The organism is Streptomyces sp. NPDC104831 (genome assembly GCF_055583025.1).
Genome location: NZ_JBVJOT010000004.1, coordinates 33,326 through 51,945 on the forward strand (window position 1 = coordinate 33,326; position 18,620 = coordinate 51,945).

The 18,620-nt window shown below is 75.1% G+C and carries 19 protein-coding genes; 13 read left to right on the forward strand and 6 right to left on the reverse strand.

Annotated features, from left to right (window positions below; genetic code table 11):
• Positions 1 to 64: 64 nt before the first annotated feature.
• A complete protein-coding gene (locus ACZ63H_RS03905; protein ID WP_469861867.1) occupies positions 65 to 1,732 on the forward strand; it encodes a DNA alkylation response protein in 1,668 nt (555 codons plus the stop codon).
• A gap of 235 nt (positions 1,733 to 1,967) precedes the next feature.
• Here ACZ63H_RS03905 and ACZ63H_RS03910 read toward each other — a convergent pair whose 3' ends face one another.
• Positions 1,968 to 2,561 carry an Rv1733c family protein gene (locus ACZ63H_RS03910; protein WP_469861869.1) on the reverse strand — a complete coding sequence of 198 codons (594 nt, stop codon included), beginning with the start codon at positions 2,559 to 2,561 and terminating at the stop codon, positions 1,968 to 1,970.
• Between the two features lie 238 nt (positions 2,562 to 2,799).
• Between ACZ63H_RS03910 and ACZ63H_RS03915 the strand changes: the two genes are divergently transcribed.
• The 4 genes from ACZ63H_RS03915 to ACZ63H_RS03930 all read left to right on the forward strand — a co-directional run bounded on the left by ACZ63H_RS03915 (position 2,800) and on the right by ACZ63H_RS03930 (position 5,865).
• The gene (locus tag ACZ63H_RS03915; protein WP_469861871.1) at positions 2,800 to 3,093 is read left to right on the forward strand and encodes a hypothetical protein; all 294 of its coding nucleotides are present in this window, start codon (positions 2,800 to 2,802) and stop codon (positions 3,091 to 3,093) included.
• Positions 3,094 to 3,127: 34 nt separating this feature from the next.
• Positions 3,128 to 3,805 (forward strand): uracil-DNA glycosylase, encoded by a 678-nt coding sequence (locus ACZ63H_RS03920; protein WP_469861873.1) that lies wholly within the window; start codon positions 3,128 to 3,130, stop codon positions 3,803 to 3,805.
• Positions 3,802 to 4,776, forward strand: a complete 975-nt coding sequence (locus ACZ63H_RS03925) for an N-acetylglucosamine kinase (protein WP_469861875.1) — start codon at positions 3,802 to 3,804, stop codon at positions 4,774 to 4,776. Before ACZ63H_RS03920 ends, ACZ63H_RS03925 begins: the two co-directional genes overlap by 4 nt.
• 162 nt (positions 4,777 to 4,938) lie before the next feature.
• Positions 4,939 to 5,865 (forward strand): sirohydrochlorin chelatase, encoded by a 927-nt coding sequence (locus tag ACZ63H_RS03930; RefSeq protein ID WP_469861877.1) that lies wholly within the window; start codon positions 4,939 to 4,941, stop codon positions 5,863 to 5,865.
• A 145-nt stretch (positions 5,866 to 6,010) separates the two neighbouring features.
• Here ACZ63H_RS03930 and ACZ63H_RS03935 read toward each other — a convergent pair whose 3' ends face one another.
• Positions 6,011 to 7,048, reverse strand: a complete 1,038-nt coding sequence (locus tag ACZ63H_RS03935) for a lactonase family protein (RefSeq protein WP_469861879.1) — start codon at positions 7,046 to 7,048, stop codon at positions 6,011 to 6,013.
• A gap of 119 nt (positions 7,049 to 7,167) precedes the next feature.
• Complete coding sequence (locus ACZ63H_RS03940; protein WP_469861881.1) at positions 7,168 to 8,661, reverse strand: FUSC family protein; 1,494 nt, start codon at positions 8,659 to 8,661, stop codon at positions 7,168 to 7,170.
• A 231-nt stretch (positions 8,662 to 8,892) separates the two neighbouring features.
• Between ACZ63H_RS03940 and ACZ63H_RS03945 the strand changes: the two genes are divergently transcribed.
• Positions 8,893 to 9,372 (forward strand): Lrp/AsnC family transcriptional regulator, encoded by a 480-nt coding sequence (locus ACZ63H_RS03945; protein WP_469861883.1) that lies wholly within the window; start codon positions 8,893 to 8,895, stop codon positions 9,370 to 9,372.
• Positions 9,373 to 9,793: 421 nt separating this feature from the next.
• Positions 9,794 to 11,293, forward strand: a complete 1,500-nt coding sequence (locus ACZ63H_RS03950; protein ID WP_469861885.1) for an MFS transporter — start codon at positions 9,794 to 9,796, stop codon at positions 11,291 to 11,293.
• Between the two features lie 390 nt (positions 11,294 to 11,683).
• Here ACZ63H_RS03950 and ACZ63H_RS03955 read toward each other — a convergent pair whose 3' ends face one another.
• Positions 11,684 to 12,484: a LysR family transcriptional regulator substrate-binding protein gene (locus ACZ63H_RS03955; protein WP_469861887.1), complete on the reverse strand. Its 801-nt coding sequence runs from the start codon at positions 12,482 to 12,484 to the stop codon at positions 11,684 to 11,686.
• 82 nt (positions 12,485 to 12,566) lie between these two features.
• Here ACZ63H_RS03955 and ACZ63H_RS03960 point away from each other — a divergent pair, with 82 nt between their 5' ends.
• A complete protein-coding gene (locus tag ACZ63H_RS03960; RefSeq protein ID WP_469861888.1) occupies positions 12,567 to 12,974 on the forward strand; it encodes a DUF5997 family protein in 408 nt (135 codons plus the stop codon).
• A gap of 74 nt (positions 12,975 to 13,048) precedes the next feature.
• Here the strand turns inward: ACZ63H_RS03960 and ACZ63H_RS03965 are convergent, their stop codons facing one another.
• The gene (locus tag ACZ63H_RS03965) at positions 13,049 to 13,471 is read right to left on the reverse strand and encodes a secondary thiamine-phosphate synthase enzyme YjbQ (RefSeq protein ID WP_467940020.1); all 423 of its coding nucleotides are present in this window, start codon (positions 13,469 to 13,471) and stop codon (positions 13,049 to 13,051) included.
• A gap of 122 nt (positions 13,472 to 13,593) precedes the next feature.
• On the opposite strand from ACZ63H_RS03965, the gene ACZ63H_RS03970 reads away from it, so the two are divergent.
• The 5 genes from ACZ63H_RS03970 (at position 13,594) to ACZ63H_RS03990 (ending at position 17,686) form a co-directional block, all read left to right on the forward strand.
• Complete coding sequence (locus tag ACZ63H_RS03970) at positions 13,594 to 13,677, forward strand: putative leader peptide (protein WP_318206137.1); 84 nt, start codon at positions 13,594 to 13,596, stop codon at positions 13,675 to 13,677.
• Positions 13,678 to 13,809: 132 nt separating this feature from the next.
• A complete protein-coding gene (locus tag ACZ63H_RS03975) occupies positions 13,810 to 14,700 on the forward strand; it encodes an ABC transporter permease (protein WP_469861890.1) in 891 nt (296 codons plus the stop codon).
• Positions 14,673 to 15,416 carry an ABC transporter ATP-binding protein gene (locus ACZ63H_RS03980; protein ID WP_469861892.1) on the forward strand — a complete coding sequence of 248 codons (744 nt, stop codon included), beginning with the start codon at positions 14,673 to 14,675 and terminating at the stop codon, positions 15,414 to 15,416. The genes ACZ63H_RS03975 and ACZ63H_RS03980 overlap by 28 nt, the downstream gene beginning before the upstream one ends.
• A 76-nt stretch (positions 15,417 to 15,492) precedes the next feature.
• Positions 15,493 to 16,500: an ABC transporter substrate-binding protein gene (locus ACZ63H_RS03985; RefSeq protein ID WP_469861894.1), complete on the forward strand. Its 1,008-nt coding sequence runs from the start codon at positions 15,493 to 15,495 to the stop codon at positions 16,498 to 16,500.
• A gap of 103 nt (positions 16,501 to 16,603) precedes the next feature.
• The gene (locus ACZ63H_RS03990; protein ID WP_469861896.1) at positions 16,604 to 17,686 is read left to right on the forward strand and encodes an NAD(P)-binding domain-containing protein; all 1,083 of its coding nucleotides are present in this window, start codon (positions 16,604 to 16,606) and stop codon (positions 17,684 to 17,686) included.
• Between the two features lie 11 nt (positions 17,687 to 17,697).
• On the opposite strand, the gene mltG is transcribed toward ACZ63H_RS03990, so the two are convergent.
• On the reverse strand, positions 17,698 to 18,597 hold the full coding sequence (gene mltG / locus ACZ63H_RS03995) for an endolytic transglycosylase MltG (RefSeq protein WP_469861898.1): 900 nt from the start codon (positions 18,595 to 18,597) through the stop codon (positions 17,698 to 17,700).
• Positions 18,598 to 18,620: the final 23 nt, after the last annotated feature.

Genomic DNA, 18,620 nt, shown 5'->3' on the forward strand with positions numbered 1-18,620 from the left:
TACTGTACGTGCGCCTGCTTGTTGCAGTATTGCTACGGCCGCAGGGAGTGTGCAACATGCTCGTATGGTCTCGATTCCCGCGCAGTCACCGGCCCTGCCGCAGTCCGGCACGCACGACGTCACCAACCAGCCCCCGCCGCTCGCCCCGTACGACGCCTCCGACGACCCGGCGCTGCTGGAGGGGCTGCGCCGGGAGGGGGCAGGCTGGGCCGAGGAGGACATCCGGCGGCTGGGGGCGCGCGCCGGGAGCGAGGAGGCGCAGGAGTGGGGGGAGCTGGCGAACCGGTACGAGCCGGTGCTGCGCACCCACGACCGCTACGGCCACCGCGTCGACGAGGTCGACTTCCACCCCGGCTGGCACCACCTGATGCGGACGGCGGTCGCCGAGGGCCTGGCCGGTGCCCCCTGGGCCGACGACCGGCCGGGGGCGCACGTGGCCCGGACGGCGGGCGGCCTGGTGTGGGGGCACACGGAGGCGGGGCACGGCTGCCCCACGTCGATGACGTACGCCGCCGTACCCGCCCTGCGCGCCCAGCCGGAGCTGGCCAAGGTGTACGAACCGCTGCTGACCAGCCGGGAGTACGACCCGGAGCTGCGCGTGCCCACGGACAAGCCCGGGCTGCTCGCCGGGATGGGCATGACGGAGAAGCAGGGCGGCTCCGACGTCCGTACGAACACCACCGTCGCCACGCCCACCGGTGAGCCGGGCGTGTACACGCTGCGCGGGCACAAGTGGTTCACGTCGGCGCCGATGTGCGACGTCTTCCTGGTGCTCGCGCAGGCCCCGGGCGGGCTGTCGTGCTTCCTGGTGCCGCGCGTCCTGCCGGACGGCAGCCGCAACACCTTCCGCATCCAGCGGCTGAAGGACAAGCTGGGCAACCGGTCCAACGCCTCCTCCGAGCCGGAGTTCGACCGGACCGTGGCCTGGCTGGTGGGGCCGGAGGGGCGCGGTGTGAAGACCATCATCGAGATGGTCAACTGCACCCGGCTGGACTGTGTGATGGCCTCGGCGACCCTGATGCGCAAGACGCTGGTCGAGGCGGGGCACCACGCCCGGCACCGCAGCGCGTTCGGCGCCCGGCTGGCCGACCAGCCGCTGATGCGCAACGTCCTGGCCGATCTCGCGCTGGAGTCGGAGGCCGCGACGACGCTCGCGCTGCGGCTGGCGGGCGCGGCGGACCGCGCGGTACGGGGGGACGCCGGGGAACGGGCCTTCCGGCGGATCGCCACCGCCGTCGGCAAGTACTGGGTCACCAAGCGGGGCCCGGCCTTCACCGCCGAGGCCCTGGAGTGCCTGGGCGGCAACGGGTACGTCGAGGACTCCGGCATGCCCCGGCACTACCGGGAGGCACCGCTGCTGTCGATCTGGGAGGGTTCCGGGAACGTCAACGCGCTCGACGTGCTGCGTGCCCTGGGCCGGGAACCGGACACCGTCGAGGCGCTGTTCGCCGAACTCGCCCTGGCACGCGGGGCGGACGCCCGCCTCGACGCGACCGTGGCCGCGCTCAAGGCCCGGCTGGCCGAGACCGATCAGGTGGGTGCCCGCCGGCTTGTCGAGCGGATGGCGCTCGCACTCCAGGCCTCCCTGCTCGTACGGCACGCCCCGCACCCGGTCGCGGACGCCTTCTGCGCGTCCCGGCTGGGCGGCGACTGGGGGCAGGCGTTCGGCACCCTGCCCGCCGGGACCGGATTCGACGCCATCCTGGAGCGCGCCCTGCCCGGCCGGAACTGACCGCCCCGCGCGCGTGCGCGCGGCTCCCGCACTCGTGGGCGCCCTCCCCCCGCGCGCGTGCGCAGGCCCGCCGTCCCGCGGCCGGTGGCCGGTCCGCAACCGGCGGACGGCGCGCGGCCGATCGGAACGCCGGCGGAGCCGGGCGCCGCCGCGCGCCCCGCCGACCGCCGGACCCGCCCGTTCCCGCGACCGCATCGCCCGCTGCGGCACGGAGGCGCCCGGCAGCCGCGGGGGTTCAGACCGTGCGGCCCCACTGCGGGCCGAGGCGGGCCCATTCCGTGTCCCATGCCCGCATGCGCCGGCGCTCCAGGCGGGCCCGCGCGGCCAGGCCCGCGACGCAGGGCACGGCGGCGGCGCTCACGCCGACCAGGAGACCGACCAGGGTGGCCCGGAAGGCGGCCTCGGAGGCGGTGACGGGGCGGTTGACGAGCCGGCCCCGCGGGTCGGTCCAGACGGTGACCGGGGTACCCGGCCCGCTGCCGGCCCGCACCCGGATCCGCCCGGTGTGCGAGGAGCCGTCGACCGCCCTCCAGCGGGCCTTCGCCCAGACCCGCTCCCCCGCCGATGCCCGGTCCTCCCGCGCGGCCGGCTCCGCCGGGACCCGTGCGATCACCTTGGCCACGGTGGGCCGCCGCTCGGTCCGCTCGCGGGCGAGCCCGTGCTCCACCGAACCGGCCGCCACGAGGCCGGCCGACACCCCGGCCAGGACGGTCAGCAGAAAGGCGCCGAGCACCACCCAGGCCTCCACCACGTCGGCCCGGCGCCTGAGCGGGTTGCGCCGCCAGCGCCACAGCCACACCTTCGGACCACGGAACGCCTTCAAGGGCATCCTCCTCACGAGCGCACCGACCGGCCGGACCGTCCTCCCGTACGGGAGGGATCGCTCCGTTGCTCACGACGAGCCGTCACCCCGACGGTCGCACGAGACACCCCTTTCGCGCAGGCGCATGCCGCAACGGAGCGATCGATCTTGGCCACGGGCCGGCGGCGGGGCCGTGGCCCGGCCGGTCGCGGTGGGCACCCGCGAGAACCCGTTCCCGGGGCGGCGACGGAGCGGCGTCTTCCGGGTGTTCGGCGCACGTCCGCGTCTCGCCGCGCAGGCCGTCCACCCGGTCGCGGCCCGGCCCGCCGCGCAGTTCCCCGAGGACACCGGCGCCTTCCTGGAGCGCGTCCGCCGGCCGCACCCCTCCGCGGCGGGGCCGGACGTGGTGTGCGCGGGCCCGCGACCGGCCGCGCCGTACCACCCGGCGGACCGCGGCGAGAACTTCGTCCTGATCCGGCCGCGGCGCGACCGGCCGCACCCACCGCCGCGCACCGGTTCCCGCCCCGGCGGACCCGGTCGTGCTTCGGCCATCGGTTGATCGGCGGCGGGTGCACGGCAGTAGGGTGACGCCCGTGGCACCACGACCGTTGCATGAAATCGTCGAACCGGGCTGGGCGAAAGCCCTGGAACCCGTCGCCGGAACGATCGCCGCGATGGGCGACTTCCTGCGCGCGGAGATCGCCGCCGGACGCACCTACCTCCCGGCCGGCCCGAACGTCCTGCGGGCCTTCCAGCAGCCCTTCGACGAGGTACGCGTCCTGATCGTCGGCCAGGACCCGTACCCCACCCCCGGACACGCGGTGGGGCTGTCGTTCTCCGTAGCGCCCGAGGTGCGTCCGCTGCCGCCCAGCCTGATCAACATCTTCCGCGAGCTGCACGGCGACCTCGGGCTGCCGCAGCCGTCCACCGGGGACCTCACCCCGTGGACACAGCAGGGCGTCCTGCTGCTCAACAGGGCGCTGACGACCGCGCCGCGCAGCCCGGGGGCGCACCGCGGCAAGGGCTGGGAGGAGGTCACCGAGCAGGCGATCCGGGCCCTGGCGGCGCGCGGGAAGCCGCTGGTGTCCATCCTGTGGGGCCGCGACGCGCGCAATCTGCGTCCGCTGCTGGGCAGTCTGCCGGCGGTGGAGTCCGCGCACCCCTCGCCCATGTCGGCCGACCGCGGCTTCTTCGGCTCGCGCCCGTTCAGCCGGGCCAACGACCTGCTGATGCAGCAGGGCGGGCAGCCGGTGGACTGGCGCCTGCCGTGACCGCCCCGGGGTACCTCGCCGTGGACTCCGGCGGTTCCGGCCTCCGGGTCGCCGTCGGTGTGCCCGGGCGGGGGCCCGCGGCGGGCGGGGCTACCCGGGAGCCGGTCCGCACCGGTGAGCGGGGCATCGACCCCGCCCACCTCATGGACCAGCTCGTCCCGATGGCGCGTTCCTTGACCGCCGAGGCGGGCCTCGACGCCCTGGACACGGCCGCCGTCGGGGCGGCCGGGTTCGCCGGCCTGGGCGACGCCCTGCGCGCCGAACTGCCCGGCGCGCTCGCCCGGGAGCTGGGCGTGCGTGCCGTGGCGCTGGCCGCGGACGCCGTCACCGCGTACGCGGGCGCGCTCGGGCCGCGTCCCGGCGCCGTGCTGGCCGCGGGCACCGGACTGATCGCCCTCGGCACGGATCTGACGGGCTGGCGGCGGGCCGACGGCTGGGGACACCTGCTGGGCGACTGCGGCGGCGGCGCCTGGATCGGGCGGGCCGGTCTGGAGGCCGCGCTGCGCGCCCACGACGGCCGGGCGGGCGGCTCCGCAGCCCTGCTGGCCCGCGCCGAGGAGCGGTTCGGCCCGGTGCGCGGCCTGCCCGGCCTGCTCTACCCCCGGGCCGACCGGGCCGCCGTACTGGCCTCGTTCGCCCCCCAGGTGGCGGCGTGCGCCGCGCACGACCCGGTCGCCGCGGACGTCCTGCGCGCGGCGGCCCGGCACATGGCCGACTCCGTGGCGGCCGTGTGCCCGCCGGACGGCGCGCCCGAAGTGGCGCTCACCGGTGGCCTGTTGAAACTGGGGGAACCGCTTCTCGGGCCGCTGCGCGCGGAGCTGACGCGCCGGCTCCCGCACGCCCGGCGCGTACCGGCCGAGGGGGACCCGCTGCACGGCGCGGTGCGGATCGCGACGGACCTCGCCGCGGACCGGCTCGCCCTGCCGGCCGAACCGGGCCTGTTGTGCGTGATCCGGGACGAAAACAACTGAAGTCCCCTTCGCGCGTTCCGTCCCGGTGGGAGGTCATGCGTCCGGCATGTACCCGGACGGGGTGGTATCCACGCGTAACCCATCAGACAAAACCGGACGGATACCGCTCACCTGCACCCTCCCCGAACGGAGGAGCCCACGAAGCCAGTAACATGCGGCGCCATGAGCTCCCCCACTGGACCCGCGTCCGGCCTGCCCGTACGAATGCCGCGACCCCGCCAGCCCGGACGGCACCGCCGCCCGGAACCGCTGGTGGCTCCCGAGGGCGCGCCCGCGCTCGTCCTCGCGGTGCCCGGCGCGCCCAGCGCCGGCACGCGCGGCCTCGCCGAGGAGGTCGTGAGCATCGCCCGCTCCGAACTGCCCGGCCTGGACGCCCGGATCGGGTACCTGGACGGGGACGACGCCGAGTTCCCGGCGCTGCGCTCCGTGCTGGCGCGCACCGCCGAGGACCGCGCCGCGCGCTACGAGCAGGCGGTCGCCGCCGGCGTCGAGGGGGCCAGGGAGCCCGAAGGGCCGGCCGCCGTCGTCGTTCCGCTGCTGGCCGGTCCGGACGGCGCGCTGCTGCGGCGGGTCCGGCAGTCCGTGATGGACAGCCGGGTGGCGACCGAGCTGACCGATGTCCTCGGGCCGCACCCGCTGCTCGCCGAGGCGCTGCACGTGCGGCTGTCCGAGGCGGGTCTGGCCCGTGCCGACCGGGCCCGGCTGTTCACCGTGGCCACCGCGGCCGACGGCATCATCCTGGCGACCGTGGGCGGCGAGGAGGCCGTGCAGGCGGCCGGGATCACCGGCATGCTGCTCGCCGCGCGGCTGGCCGTGCCGGTGATGGCGGCGGCCCTGGACCAGGAGGGCTCCATCGCCTCCGTGGCCGCGCAGCTGCGTTCCGCGGGTTCGCAGCAGCTGGCCCTGGCCCCGTACCTGATCGGCCCGGAGCTGGAGCCGGGGCTGCTCGCCGCGGCGGCCGAGGAGGCGGGCTGCGCGACGGCCGAGGCACTGGGCGCGTACCCGACGATCGGCAAGCTGGCGCTCGCCAAGTACACGACGGCACTGGGCATCGCCCCGCAGCAGCCGCAGGGCGTCCCGGTCCGCTGACCCGCCCGTCCGACGGCGCCGCCACGGCTCGGGGCTCGGTACGACACCGGGCCCGCTCCCTCCCGGAGCGGGCCCGTCGTCGTACCCGGGCGGCCCCCGCCGCGCTGCGGTCCGCTGCCCGCCTGCCCGTCGGCGTATCGGCTCCTCAGCCGAAGACGACGCAGGAGGCCGCCGCGACCCGCACGCAGCCGTCGTAGCGGGGGACGCCCGTCGCCGGGTCCACGGCGAACCAGGAGACGTCGCCGGAGCGCTCGTTGGCCGCGTAGAGGAAGCCGTCGTGCTCGGCCAGGGCGCGCGGCCAGTGCCCGCCGCAGGGCACCGTGCCGGTCAGCCGCAGTCCGTCCGGCTCGACGGCGAGGACCGAGAGGACGTCCTCACCGCGGGTCGCGGTCCACACGAAGCGGCCGTCGGGCGAGACCACGATCCCCGAGGGGTAGGCGTCGCCGGCCGGCGCGTCGCGCAGCACGGGCACCTCGGCCAGGGGTTTCAGCGTGCCGCGCTCGGCGTCCCAGCGGCACACCGTGACCGTGGGGGTCAGTTCGTTGACCACGTAGGCGTGGCCGCCGTCCGGATGGAAGGCCAGGTGGCGCGGGCCGGATCCGGGCCGCAGGGCGAACTCGCGGTGCACGGCGGGACTGCCGTCCACCAGGGTGCACACCCGGACCGAGTCCGTCCCGAGGTCGACGCTGACGGCCCACCGGCCGCTGGGGTCGGACTGCACCTGGTGGGCGTGCGGGCCGCGCTGCCGCCGGTCGTGCGGCCCGGAGCCGGTGTGCTGGAGACGTCCGGAGGGCGCGCCGGCGAGCGAGCCGTCCGGGCGCAGCGGTACGGCGGTGACGCTGCCGCAGCCGTAGTTGGCGGTCAGCACGTGTCCGGCGTACAGGCCGAGGTGGGTGGGGCCGCTGCCGCCCACCGGCACCGGGGGCCCGGCGGGTTCCGGCCGGCCGCCGGTGACGCGGTAGGCGGCGACGGCTCCCTCGGCCGTCTCGCTGACCGCGTAGAGCGTGTGGCCGTCCGGCGCGAGGGCGAGGTAGGAGGGGTCGGGGACGTCCTGGACGGCGGACAGGAGGGTGAGGGCGCCGCCGCCCGGCGCGACCTCGGCGGCCACCAGTCCGGGGCCGCCGGCCGCCGTGAACGATCCGATGAACGCCCGGCGCCTGCCCGCCCTGCCGTCCCGTGCCACCGCTGTCCCCTCTCGGTCGAGCCCGTCGAGCCAGTCCGGGGCCGACGGTAGCAGTCCCCGCGGCGCGGTCTAGACCAAGGGGGCCGAGTGACAGGGCGGTTCGCGGTGCGCCGGGGCGCTCAGGCGCCGACCAGCCGGGAGCCGGACGTGGTGCGCAGCGGTTCCGCGAGGTCGGCGAGGGCGCGCTCCAGGCCGTGCAGATGGGCCAGGGCGGGTTCGGCGGGCTGTTCGGCGGGGTGCCGCGGGGGTTCGGCGCGGCCGGCGGTGAGGGCCTCGACGGCACTCTCCACGCGCCAGCACGCGGCGGCGAGCCGGGCGTCGTGGGAGGCCTCGGGGTCGGCGGCGACCGCGACCAGGCCCCGGATCTCGCGGGCGCAGTCGTCCAGCAGCGCCAGGACCCGGCGGGCCCGGGCCTTGCGCGCCGGCATCGGGTTCAGCGGGTGCACGAGCGGCGCCACCGACAGCCGCACCCGGCCGATCAGCTGCTCCAGTTCGGCCACGCGCGGGGCGGGGTCGGCCGTCGCGGAGCCGGCGAGCCGGGCCGCGGCCTCGGCGGTGCAGGCGTGCACGCAGCGCAGGGCCCGCTGGATCCAGGCGTCGGTGGTGGCGTGCGTGGTGACCGGCAGCACGAACAGCACGGCGAGCGCGGCGCCGAGCGCGCCGACACCGGTCTCGGCGAGCCGCAGCGCGAGCAGCCCCGGGCCGAGGACGCCGAGCAGGCCGTAGAGGGACGTGGCGAGCAGGGTCACCCAGAGCATCATCCAGGTGTAGGAGACGGCGGCGGTGTAGAAGATGCCGAAGACGCCGGCGGCGACGAGGACGGCCGTCGGGACGGGCGCGCCGTGCACGGGGACGGCGACGAGGAGGCCGAGGCCGATGCCGAGGACCGTGCCGAGGACCCGGCGGAAGCCGCGGACCAGGGTCTCGCCGCGCGAGGCGGTGTTGACGAAGATCCACCAGGTGGCGCCGACGGCCCAGTACCAGCGCTGTCCGGACACCAGCTGCCCCACGACGAGCGCGAAGCCGGCCCCCGCGGTCGCCTGCACGGCCTGCCGCGTGGTCACCCGGGCGAGGCCCGTGCCGCCGAGGGGGGCGGGCGCGGGGGCGGCGGGGCCCAGCCGGCGCTCGTAGCACCACAGGCCGAACCGGACGCCGGCCGCCGTGAGCACGGACAGCAGGACGGCGGCGTACAGCTCGGGCAGCCGGCCCGGGGTGGCGTGCAGGAACTGGGCCACGAAGAAGGTCATGAAGGCGAACACGCCGAGGCTGTGCCCGCGCGGGCCCCACCGGCGGGCGTAGACGCCGGCGCCGACGACGGCCAGGAAGGTCAGGTCCCGGGCCACCGGGTGGTCGTGCAGTCCGGCCGCGGCGGCGAGCACCGGGAGGCCCACGACGGGCAGCAGCGCGGTGGTGACCGCCTGGCCGCGCACCGTCGGGTCGGCCACGGTGAACAGGGCCAGCAGGGCGGCGAGTCCCCCGGTGACCACGCCGGGGAGGGAGTGTCCGGCGAGTCCGCAGACCACGACCGCCGATCCGATGCCGAGGACGGCCCGCGCGGCGAAGCGCAAACGCGCCCGGCCCGGGTCCGGTGCCACGAACATCCTCTTCAGCACTGCTGCCCTCCCCTGGGGAACACCGATACGGAAAAGGCGCCGCGGGGATCCGCAGCGCCATTGACACGTCCATGAGAGCATCACCCGGGTCACTGGCTCAAGTGAGCCGTGGATCGCCATGCCATTGGCCCAGCACCGGCCGCACACGCGTGCTCACCGAAAGGCCAACGGACCAGGTCGGAGGGCATACGCGGCCCCCTGGCGGCTGGGCCATTGGTACAGTCGTCCATCATGGCCGTGGACGAGCTCGACACCCGCATCCTGCGACTGCTGCTGGAGCAGCCGCGCACCAGCGTGCGCGAGTACGCCCGCATCCTCGGCGTGGCCCGGGGCACGCTCCAGGCCCGGCTGGACCGGATGGAACGGGACGGCGTGATCACCGGCACGGGCCCCTCCCTCTCCGCCGCCGCGCTGGGCCATCCGGTGCTGGCGTTCGTGCACATCGAGGTCACCCAGGGACATCTGGACGACGTGGGGGACGCGCTGGCCGCCGTACCGGAGATCGTGGAGGCGTTCTCGATCACCGGTGGCGGGGACCTGCTGGCCAGGGTGGTGGGCCGGGACAACGCGCATCTGGAGGACGTGATCCAGAAGCTGATCAGCCTGCCGGGCGTGGTGCGCACCCGCACCGAGGTGGCGCTGCGCGAGCGGGTCCCGCACCGGCTGCTGCCCCTGGTGGAGTCGGTCGGCCGGGCGACGGCCCGCGGCTGACGGTGCGATGCCGGCCGCCATGAGCGGTCTCGGCACGCTCCCGGCCGTCTTCGCCCCCGACGGCGCGCTGGTGGACAGCGGGCCGAACCACCGCGAGGCGAGCCGGCGGACCCAGGCAACCCGGCGTCCCCGGCTTCGTCTGCGGGCACCCGCGGGTGCGGGCCAGGGTCCGGACAGCGGCGGCGGGACTCGCGCGGCGGCCCACGCGGCCGGCACGCGCCGCCTCGCGCCCTGCCCCGCTTCCCCGCCCGGGCGGAGGCCCCCGGGCCCACCACCGCACCCCTGCCGCCGGGCGGCGGCCGGGCGGAGTTCCGGGCACGGCCGGCGTACGCGCGGCTGCGTGACGGGGCCCGCCGACCGGTCCCGCTACGGACGGCCCTCTGCGCATGCGCGGCGGGCCGTGACTGCATAGCGTGACCCCATGAGCACAGTCCAGGCACGGCCCGCCCCCGACGAGCGGCGGTGGAAGGCGCTCGGGGTCTGTCTGGCCGCGGGATTCATCTCGCTCCTCGACACCTCGATCGTGAATGTGGCACTTCCCTCCCTGGAACACGGGCTGGGCGCCTCGGAGGCGGTCCAGTCGTGGGTGGTCTCCGGATACGCCCTCACCTTCGGGCTCGCGCTGGTCCCGGCCGGGCGGCTGGGCGACATGCGCGGCCGGCGGCAGGCCTTCCTGTGGGGCCTCGCCCTGTTCACGGTGGCCTCGCTGGCGTGCGGGCTCGCCTCCGGCCCCGGCTGGCTGGTGGTGTTCCGGCTGATCCAGGGCACGGCGGCGGGCATGGTCGCGCCGCAGACCTCGGGACTGATCCAGCAGATGTTCCAGGGCGCCGAGCGCGCCAAGGCGTTCGGTGTGCTCGGCACGGTCATCGGGGTGTCCACGGCGGCGGGCCCGCTGGTGGGCGGGCTGCTGATCGACGCCGCCGGCACCGCCGACGGCTGGCGCTGGGTGTTCTTCGTCAATCTGCCGATCGGGGTGGCCGCCTTCGTCGTGGGACTGCGGCTGCTGCCCCGCTACCCGGCGGCGGGCAAGCGCGAGGTGTTCGACCTGTTCGGGGTGCTGCTCCTCGGCGCGGGCGTGCTCGCGCTGATGCTGCCCCTGGTGCAGGAGCAGCAGTGGACCGGCCGGGAGAAGTGGGCGCTGCTGCCGGTCGCGCTGCTGCTGCTGGGCGCGTTCTGGGCCTGGGAACGCCGGCAGGCGCTGCTCGGGCGCGCCCCGCTGGTGGACCTCGGCCTGTTCTCCCTGCGCTCGTTCACCCTCGGCGCGCTGATCAGCCTCACCTACTTCGCGGGCTTCACCACCGTCTTCTTCCTCTACGCCCTGTACCTGCAGAACGGCGTGGGCTACAGCGCGCTGGCGTCGGGGCTGACGGTCCTGCCCTTCGCGGCGGCCTCCGCGGTCGGAGCCGCCGCCGGGGGCCGGCTGGTGGTGCGGTTCGGCCGCAAGCTGGTCGTCATCGGGCTGGGCGGCGTGGCCCTCGGGCTGCTCGGCGTGATGGTGGCGGTGGCGCTCGCCCCGGGGCCCAACGTGGGCTGGGCGTCGGCGCTGCCGCTGCTCGTCGGAGGCATCGGGTCCGGTCTGACGGTCTCCCCGAACACCACCCTCACGCTCACCCGGGTCCCCGTGCAGCGGGCGGGCGCGGCCGGCGGCGTCCTCCAGACGGGCCAGCGCGTCGGCTCGGCGGCCGGGATCGCGGTGGTGGGCTCGGTGTACTTCGCCCACCTCGCCAACCACGGCCGCACCGACACGGCGATGCAGCTCGGGCTGCTCTCCGCCGTGGGCATCATCCTGGTCGCCCTGCTGCTGGCGGTCGCCGACCTGCGGGAACGCCATGTGCGGCCCGAGCCGGAGAAGACCCCGGAGCCGGCCGCTCGGGGCCGGGGAGAGGACGGCGTCGAGGAGGGGGTGCGGCCCGGCAGGTGAGGGGGTGGGAGACGGGCGGGCCGCACCGGGCGACCGGCCGCGCTCAGCCCCTCGTACGGCGGGACGTCCGCGCCCCCTCCGGCGCCGCGTCCGTCAGGCGGCACCCCTGTCCCGGCGGGCCCGTGCCGGCCCTGCCCCCCCTCGCACTCCCGCGTCGGACGGAACGGCCCTGGAGCCTTTGAGTGAGGCGGTTCCCCGCTCGCGCCCGGCCTCGCGTGAGCCTCCGCTGCGAGCGAGGGGGTTCCCCGCTCGCGCCCGGCCTCGCGCCAGACCCGTACCGCCCCCGCGGGCCCACGCCGCGTCAGGCCGTACGCCCCCCGCGGTCTTCGTTCGTCCGCGGCCGAGGCGGTCCGTGTCCGGGCCGGCGGGTCTCTCGGCCGGCGGCCCGCCTCACGACCTCCGGCGCGGCTTGCCCCGCTTGGCCGGCCGGGCGCCGCCGGTGCGGGCGCCCGCCGTGCGGCCCGCCGCTTTCCCGGACGACTTCGCCGACGCCTTCGATGACGACTTGCCGGCGGACTTCGCCGCCGGCTTCTGCTGGTCGGTGCGGGTGCGCCGGGAATCGGTCCCGGAGGGCGCCGTCGTACGGCCCCGGGTGCTGTTGACCGTGCGGCCGCGGACGATGCCGATGAAGTCCTCCACCAGGTCGGTGGTGGCCTCCTCCGGCCAGGACAGCGCGATGCTCGACTGCGGCGCGTCGACGACCGGGCGGTAGGTGAGGTCACGGCGGTGGTGGAGGCGGGCCAGCGACTGCGGCACGACCAGGAGGCCGACGTTCGCCGCCACCAGCTCGATGGCGTCCGGGGTCGTGGCGGGACGCTCGAAGGCCGGCTCGCCCGGCGGGGCGTCCCAGTCGAAGACGTCGTCCAGCGGGTGGAAGAGCACCTCGTCGGCGAGGTCGGCCAGGGTCACCTCCTCCGCGGCCGTGATCAGGTGGTCCTTGGGGACGACGACCACCGTGGTCTCGGTGTACAGCGGGATCGCGCTGAAGTACGTACGGTCGACCGGCAGCCGGACGAGGCCCGCGTCCGCCTCCCCCGCGCGCAGCACCCCGGGCGCCTCGGCGGCCGGGACCTGGACGAGGGTGAGCGGGATGCCGGGCAGGCGCTCGTTCCAGACCTTCACCCACTTGGCGGGCGTCACCCCGGGAACGTACGCGAGCCGGAACGACGGTGATTCCTCCGAGCCTGTCACCAGGCCAGACTACCGGCCGCCGGCGTACTGCCGGTCCCGGCCGTGGTCGGCGTCCGCGCAGGCGGCCGATACCCTTGACCTCATGAAGTCGCAGCAGAGCACCCAGACGATGAAGCCCGCGACCGCGGCGAAGAAGCTGGGTGTGTACCTCCCCGCCACCCCCGCCTCCTTCCAGGAGGGTGTGGTCACCCGCGCCGAGCTGAACGAGCTCCAGGCCGACCCGCCGGAGTGGCTGCGCGAGCTGCGGCTCAACGGTCCCCACCCGCGCCCGGTGGTGGCCGCCAAACTGGGCGTGTCCATCGCGGGCCTGGCCCGCGGCGGCGTGACCGAGGCGCTGACCACCGAGCAGATCGAGGCGCTCAAGCAGGAGCGGCCCGAGTGGCTGGAGAAGGAGCGCGCCACCCAGGCCGAGGTCCGCAAGGAAGCCACGCGGCTGAAGAACCTGAAGAAGGAGAAGGCGGACCAGGAGAACGCCCCCGAGCGTCACTGACCCGTCCGGCCCAGCCGGGCGAGCGGCTCGGCCGGGAAGCGCCTCGGCCGGGCAGGCGGCTCGGCCGGGAGAGCTCAGCCGAGGAAACTCAGCCGCACCCGGCGGTCGGGATTGTCCCTGTTGGTGTCCACCAGGCACACCGACTGCCACGTGCCCAGTTCCAGCCGGCCGTCGATCACCGGGAGGGTGGCGTGCGGCGGGACGATCGCGGGCAGGACGTGATCGCGGCCGTGGCCGGGGCTGCCGTGCCGGTGCTGCCAGCGGTCGTCGGCGGGCAGCAGCGTGTGCAGGGCCGCGAGGAGGTCGTCGTCGCTGCCGGAGCCCGTCTCGATGACGGCGATCCCGGCGGTGGCGTGCGGGACGAAGATGTTGAGCAGACCGTCCCGGCCGGCCGCCGCCTCCCGCAGGAACTCCTCGCAGTCGGCGGTCAGGTCGACGACACGTTCCCGGGAACCGGTGGAGACGTGCAGCATGCGCGTGGTGAAGGCATCGGACATGCCCCCATCCTGACCCATACGCCGGTTTTCACACGTCCCGGAACCCCCCGTTTCTGATACGGCCGGTCCGTAACGCGAGACACCGTTGACCTGTGCACGCCCCTCTGGCTACGTTCGGCCGCATGTCGCGTTCAGCCCTGCTCACCACGCGCGGTCACATCGACCTGCTGCGGGTGGCCTCCGCCGCGTGTCCCCTCGGCCGCTGACGCCCCTCCCCCCTCCTTTCCCCTCCGCCCGGACTCCGGGCCGCCCCCGCCTGCCCGTACGCACGCCTTGACCACTCATTGACCTGAGCATGGCGAGGCGGCGCGGAGCCGTTGCCTTCCCCTGGAGCGTCCATGAGCATCAGCCACGCCCCACCCAACCCCCCATCGGCCGACATTTCCGGTATCTCCGCACCGGAACACCCTGACGGGGGCGCGTCCCCCGAACTCCAGCGCATCGTCCCCGCCTCCGTCCGCCGCGCCCGGATCCCCCGCTGGCTGCGCCGCGCCAGCGGCCCGCTCCTGCTCCTGGTCCTGTGGCAACTCCTCAGCACCACCGGGCTGTTGACCCCGGACGTGCTCGCCTCGCCCGGCCGGATCGCCCGGGTCGGCTGGGACCTGGTCGACGACGGCTCGCTGCCGTCGGCCATGGCGACCTCACTCCGGCGGGTGGCGCTGGGCCTGCTGTTCGGCACGGTGACCGGTACCGGACTCGCCCTGGTCGCGGGGCTGTTCCGGATCGGCGAGGACCTGGTGGACGCGCCGGTGCAGATGCTGCGGACGGTGCCGTTCGTCGGTCTCATCCCGCTGTTCATCATCTGGTTCGGCATCGGCGAGGCCCCGAAGACCGCGATCATCACGCTCGGCGTCACCTTCCCGCTCTACCTCAACGTCTACGCGGGCATCCGCGGTGTCGACGCCCAGCTCATCGAGGCCGGTGAGTCGCTGGGGCTGTCCCGGTGGGGGCTGGTACGGCACGTGGTCCTGCCGGGCGCGCTGCCCGGGGCGCTGACCGGGCTGCGCTACTCGCTCGGCATCGCCTGGCTCGCGCTCGTCTTCGCCGAGCAGGTCAACGCCGACGCCGGCATCGGCTTCCTGATGGTCCAGGCGCGGGACTTCCTGCGGACCGACGTGATCGTGGTCTGCCTGATCGTCTACGCCTTCCTCGGCCTGCTCGCCGACTTCGTCGTCCGCTCCCTCGAAAGGCTGCTGCTGCAATGGCGACCGACGTTCACCGGACGGTGACCGCGCCCGCGGTCCGTGTAGAGGGGCTGACCCGCTCCTTCGACGGCCGCGCGGTCATCGACGATCTGCGACTCGACATCGCGCCCGGCGAGTTCGTGGCCCTGCTCGGCCGCAGCGGATGCGGCAAGTCGACCCTGCTGCGCATCCTCGCGGGCCTGGACCGGGACATCGAGGGCACGGCACTGGTCCCGCGCCGCCGGGCCGTCGCCTTCCAGGCACCCCGGCTCATGCCCTGGAAGAAGGTGTGGCGCAACGTCCTGCTCGGACTGCCCGGCAGGCCCGGCCGGGCCGTCGCCGAACGGGTGTTGGAGGAGGTCGGCCTCGATCACCGCGTCGACGCCTGGCCGAAGACGCTGTCCGGCGGCGAGGCCCAGCGCGCCTCCCTCGCCCGCGCCCTGGTGCGCGAACCCGATCTGCTGCTGCTCGACGAGCCGTTCGGCGCCCTCGACGCGCTCACCCGGATCAAGGCCCAGCGCCTGGTCGGGGAGGTGTGGCAGCGCCGGGGCTGCGCGGTGCTGCTGGTCACGCACGATGTCGAGGAGGCCGTGCTGCTCGCCGACCGCGTCCTGGTGATGGACCACGGCCGGATCGCCCACGAACAGCACATCGGCCTCGACCGGCCGCGCGAGATCACCGATCCCCGGTTCGCCGCGCTCCGCGCCCGGCTGCTCGGACTCCTCGGCGTCGACACCGCCACCGAGACCGGAACCCCCTGACCTGCGCCCCCGCGCTCCGTCCTTTCGCTTCCTCGCTTCCTCGCCTCCTCGCTTCCTCGCACCGGAACGGAACCTCATGCGACGACGACTCCTCCCCGCCGCGCTCCTCCTGCCCTTCGCCCTGCTGCTCACCGCCTGCGGCGGGAGCTCGTCCGCGAGCACCGACACCGACGGAACGGGCTCGGTCACGCTGGACGTCGGCGACCAGAAGGGCGGTTCGGAGGCCATCCTGCGGGCCGCCGGAGAACTGGAGAACCTGCACTACAAGATCAAGTGGTCGACGTTCACCTCCGGCCCGCCGCTGCTGGAGGCCGTCAACGCCAAGGCCGTCGACATCGGCGGCGTCGGCAACACCCCGCCCGTCTTCGCGGCCGGCGCCGGCTCGAAGATCACCGTCGTGGCGGCCTGGCACGGCACCTCCAGGGGCGACACCATCCTCGTGCCGAACGGCTCGGAACTGACCGCACCCCGGCAGCTCAAGGGCAGGTCCGTCGCCGTCGCCCAGGGCTCGTCCGCCCACTTCCAGCTGGTCGCCTCGCTCGGGAAGGCAGGGCTGCGCCTGTCCGACGTGAAGGTCAAGTACCTCCAGCCGGCCGACGCGCTCGCCGCGTTCACCTCCGGCAAGGTCGACGCCTGGGCGGTCTGGGACCCGTACACCTCGCAGATCCTCCAGGCGAAACAGGGCCGGGTGCTGACCACCGGGGACGGTGTCACCAACGGCTTCTCCTTCCAGGTCGCCTCGCCCGCCGCGCTGAAGGACCGCGAGAAGGCCGCCGCCATCAAGGACTACCTGGCGCGGCTGCGGCGGGCCACGGACTGGGTGAACGGCCACCAGGAGGAGTGGGCCAAGGTGTGGGCCGAAGACACCGGTCTGCCGTACGAGGTGGCACTGGCCTCCGTGCGGCGCACGAACTCCACCCGCGTCGCGGTCGCCGTCGACGGACCGCTGGTCGCCTCGGAGCAGCGGATCGCCGACGCCTTCGCCGGGCTGGGGCTCATCCCGCACAAGGTCGACTTCGGCGACTTCGTGGACCGGCGGTACAACGGCGGGCTCCCGCCGTCGACGACCCCGGCCAAGGAGTGACGCGTAGGAGCGCCGCGGGGCTCGGATGTCCGCCGGGCTACCGGGCCACCGGGTCACCGGGTCACCGGGAAGATCCGTGTGCCGGTTCCTGTTGGGGACAGGCATGAACGCAGCACGCGGGGACGAGGTCGAGGTCGTCGTGGTCGGCGCGGGCCAGGCAGGTCTGTCCGCCGCCTACCACCTGCGGCGGTCCGGGTACGGCCCGGACCGCGACTTCGTGGTCCTCGACCACTCCCCCGGCCCCGGCGGTGCCTGGCAGTTCCGGTGGCCCTCGCTGACGTTCGGCAAGGTGCACGGGATGCACGCGCTGCCCGGCATGGAGCTGACGGACGCCGACCCGGCACGGCCCTCGGCCGAGGTGGTCCGGGAGTACTTCGACCGGTACGAGCACGCCTTCGACCTGCGGGTCCGGCGGCCCGTGGACGTCCGCGCGGTGCGTGAGGGAACCGGAGGGCGGCTGCTCGTGGAGACGTCGGACGGCACCTGGGCCACCCGGGCGCTGATCAACGCGACCGGCACATGGGACCGGCCGTTCTGGCCGCGCTACCCGGGCCAGGAGACCTTCCGGGGCCGGCAGCTGCACACCGCGCGGTACACGGGTCCCGAGGAGTTCACCGGTCTGCGGGTCGTGGTGGTGGGCGGTGGGGCGTCGGGCACCCAGCATCTGCTGGAACTCGCCCCCTACGCCGCCGCGACCACCTGGGTCACCCGGCGGCCCCCGGTCTTCCGCGAGGGACCGTTCGACCAGGAGGCGGGCCGCGCGGCCGTCGCGCTGGTGGAGGAGCGGGTGCGCCAGGGGCTGCCGCCGCGCAGTGTGGTCTCGGTCACCGGGCTGCCGCTGAACGACGCGATCCGGCGTGGTCTCGCGGACGGGGTCCTCGACCGGCGGCCGATGTTCGACCGGATCACCCCGGACGGGGTGGAGTGGCGGGAGGGGCGGAAGGTGGCGGCCGACGTGATCCTGTGGGCGACCGGTTTCCGGGCCGCGCTCGACCATCTCTCCCCGCTCGGGCTGCGGGAACCGGGTGGCGGCATCCGCCTGGCGGGCACCCGCGCGGTCGCCGATCCGCGGGTCCACCTCCTCGGCTACGGTCCCTCGGCCAGCACCATCGGGGCCAACCGGGCCGGGCGCGCGGCCGTCCGGGACATCCGTCGGCTGCTCGACGGGGAGGCCCTCGCCGCGTGACGTGCCGCCGCTCAGCCGGCCGAGGGCTGCGCGGGGACCGGGGAGGGCGAGGACCAGGGCACGCCGCCGTCCGGCGATGCGGGCGCCGCGCTCTGGTGGACGGCGTGGAACTCGGCCACGTTGCGCAGGTGCTCGTCGTAGTCGGCGGTGAAGCGGGTGTCGCCGGGCCGGATCGTGACGAAGTAGAGCCAGTCGCCCGGGGTGGGGTTGAGGGCGGCGCGCATCGCGTCCGCGCCGGGGTTGTCGATCGGGGTCGGGGGCAGGCCCATGCGCTGGTAGGAGTTGTACGGGCTCTGCACCTGGCCGCCGCTCTGGCCGCCCTGGACGGGGTCCTGGTCGAGCGCGTAGCTGACGGTCGAGTCCATCTGCAGCGGCATTCCGCGGGCCAGCCGGTTGAGGATGACCCGGGCGATCTTGCCCATGTCCGCCTTGGTGCCCGCCTCGGCCTGGACGATGCTGGCGACGGTGACGGCCTGGTGGAGGTTCATGGCGTTGCGCTGGGCCCCCGCCGTGACCGGTGCGAGGCCGTACTTGTCGTGGGCGGTGTCGACCATGGTGCGCAGCAGTGACTCCGGGGTCGCTCCCTGAGGGATCGGGTACGTCGCCGGGAAGAGATAGCCCTCCGGGTTGCCCTCGGCCTCGCCGGGCAGTCTGAGCGCCGCCTTGCCGAGCGACTTGCGGGTGCTGCCCGGGGGCAGCCGGAGCGCCTTGTCGACCGCGTCGTACACCTGGCTCGCGCGCCAGCCCTCCGGGATGACCAGTGTGGCGGGTCTGGTCTGTTCGCGGTCGCCCGCGAGCAGCAGCAGCGGCACCGCCACGACGGTGCCGGCCGCGACGGCGCCGGCCACGAGGGTGACGAGTCTGCCCCGGCGTGTCAGTCGGATGCTCCGTGGCGGAGTGTTCGTCTGCATGCGGGCACGTTAATACGCACATC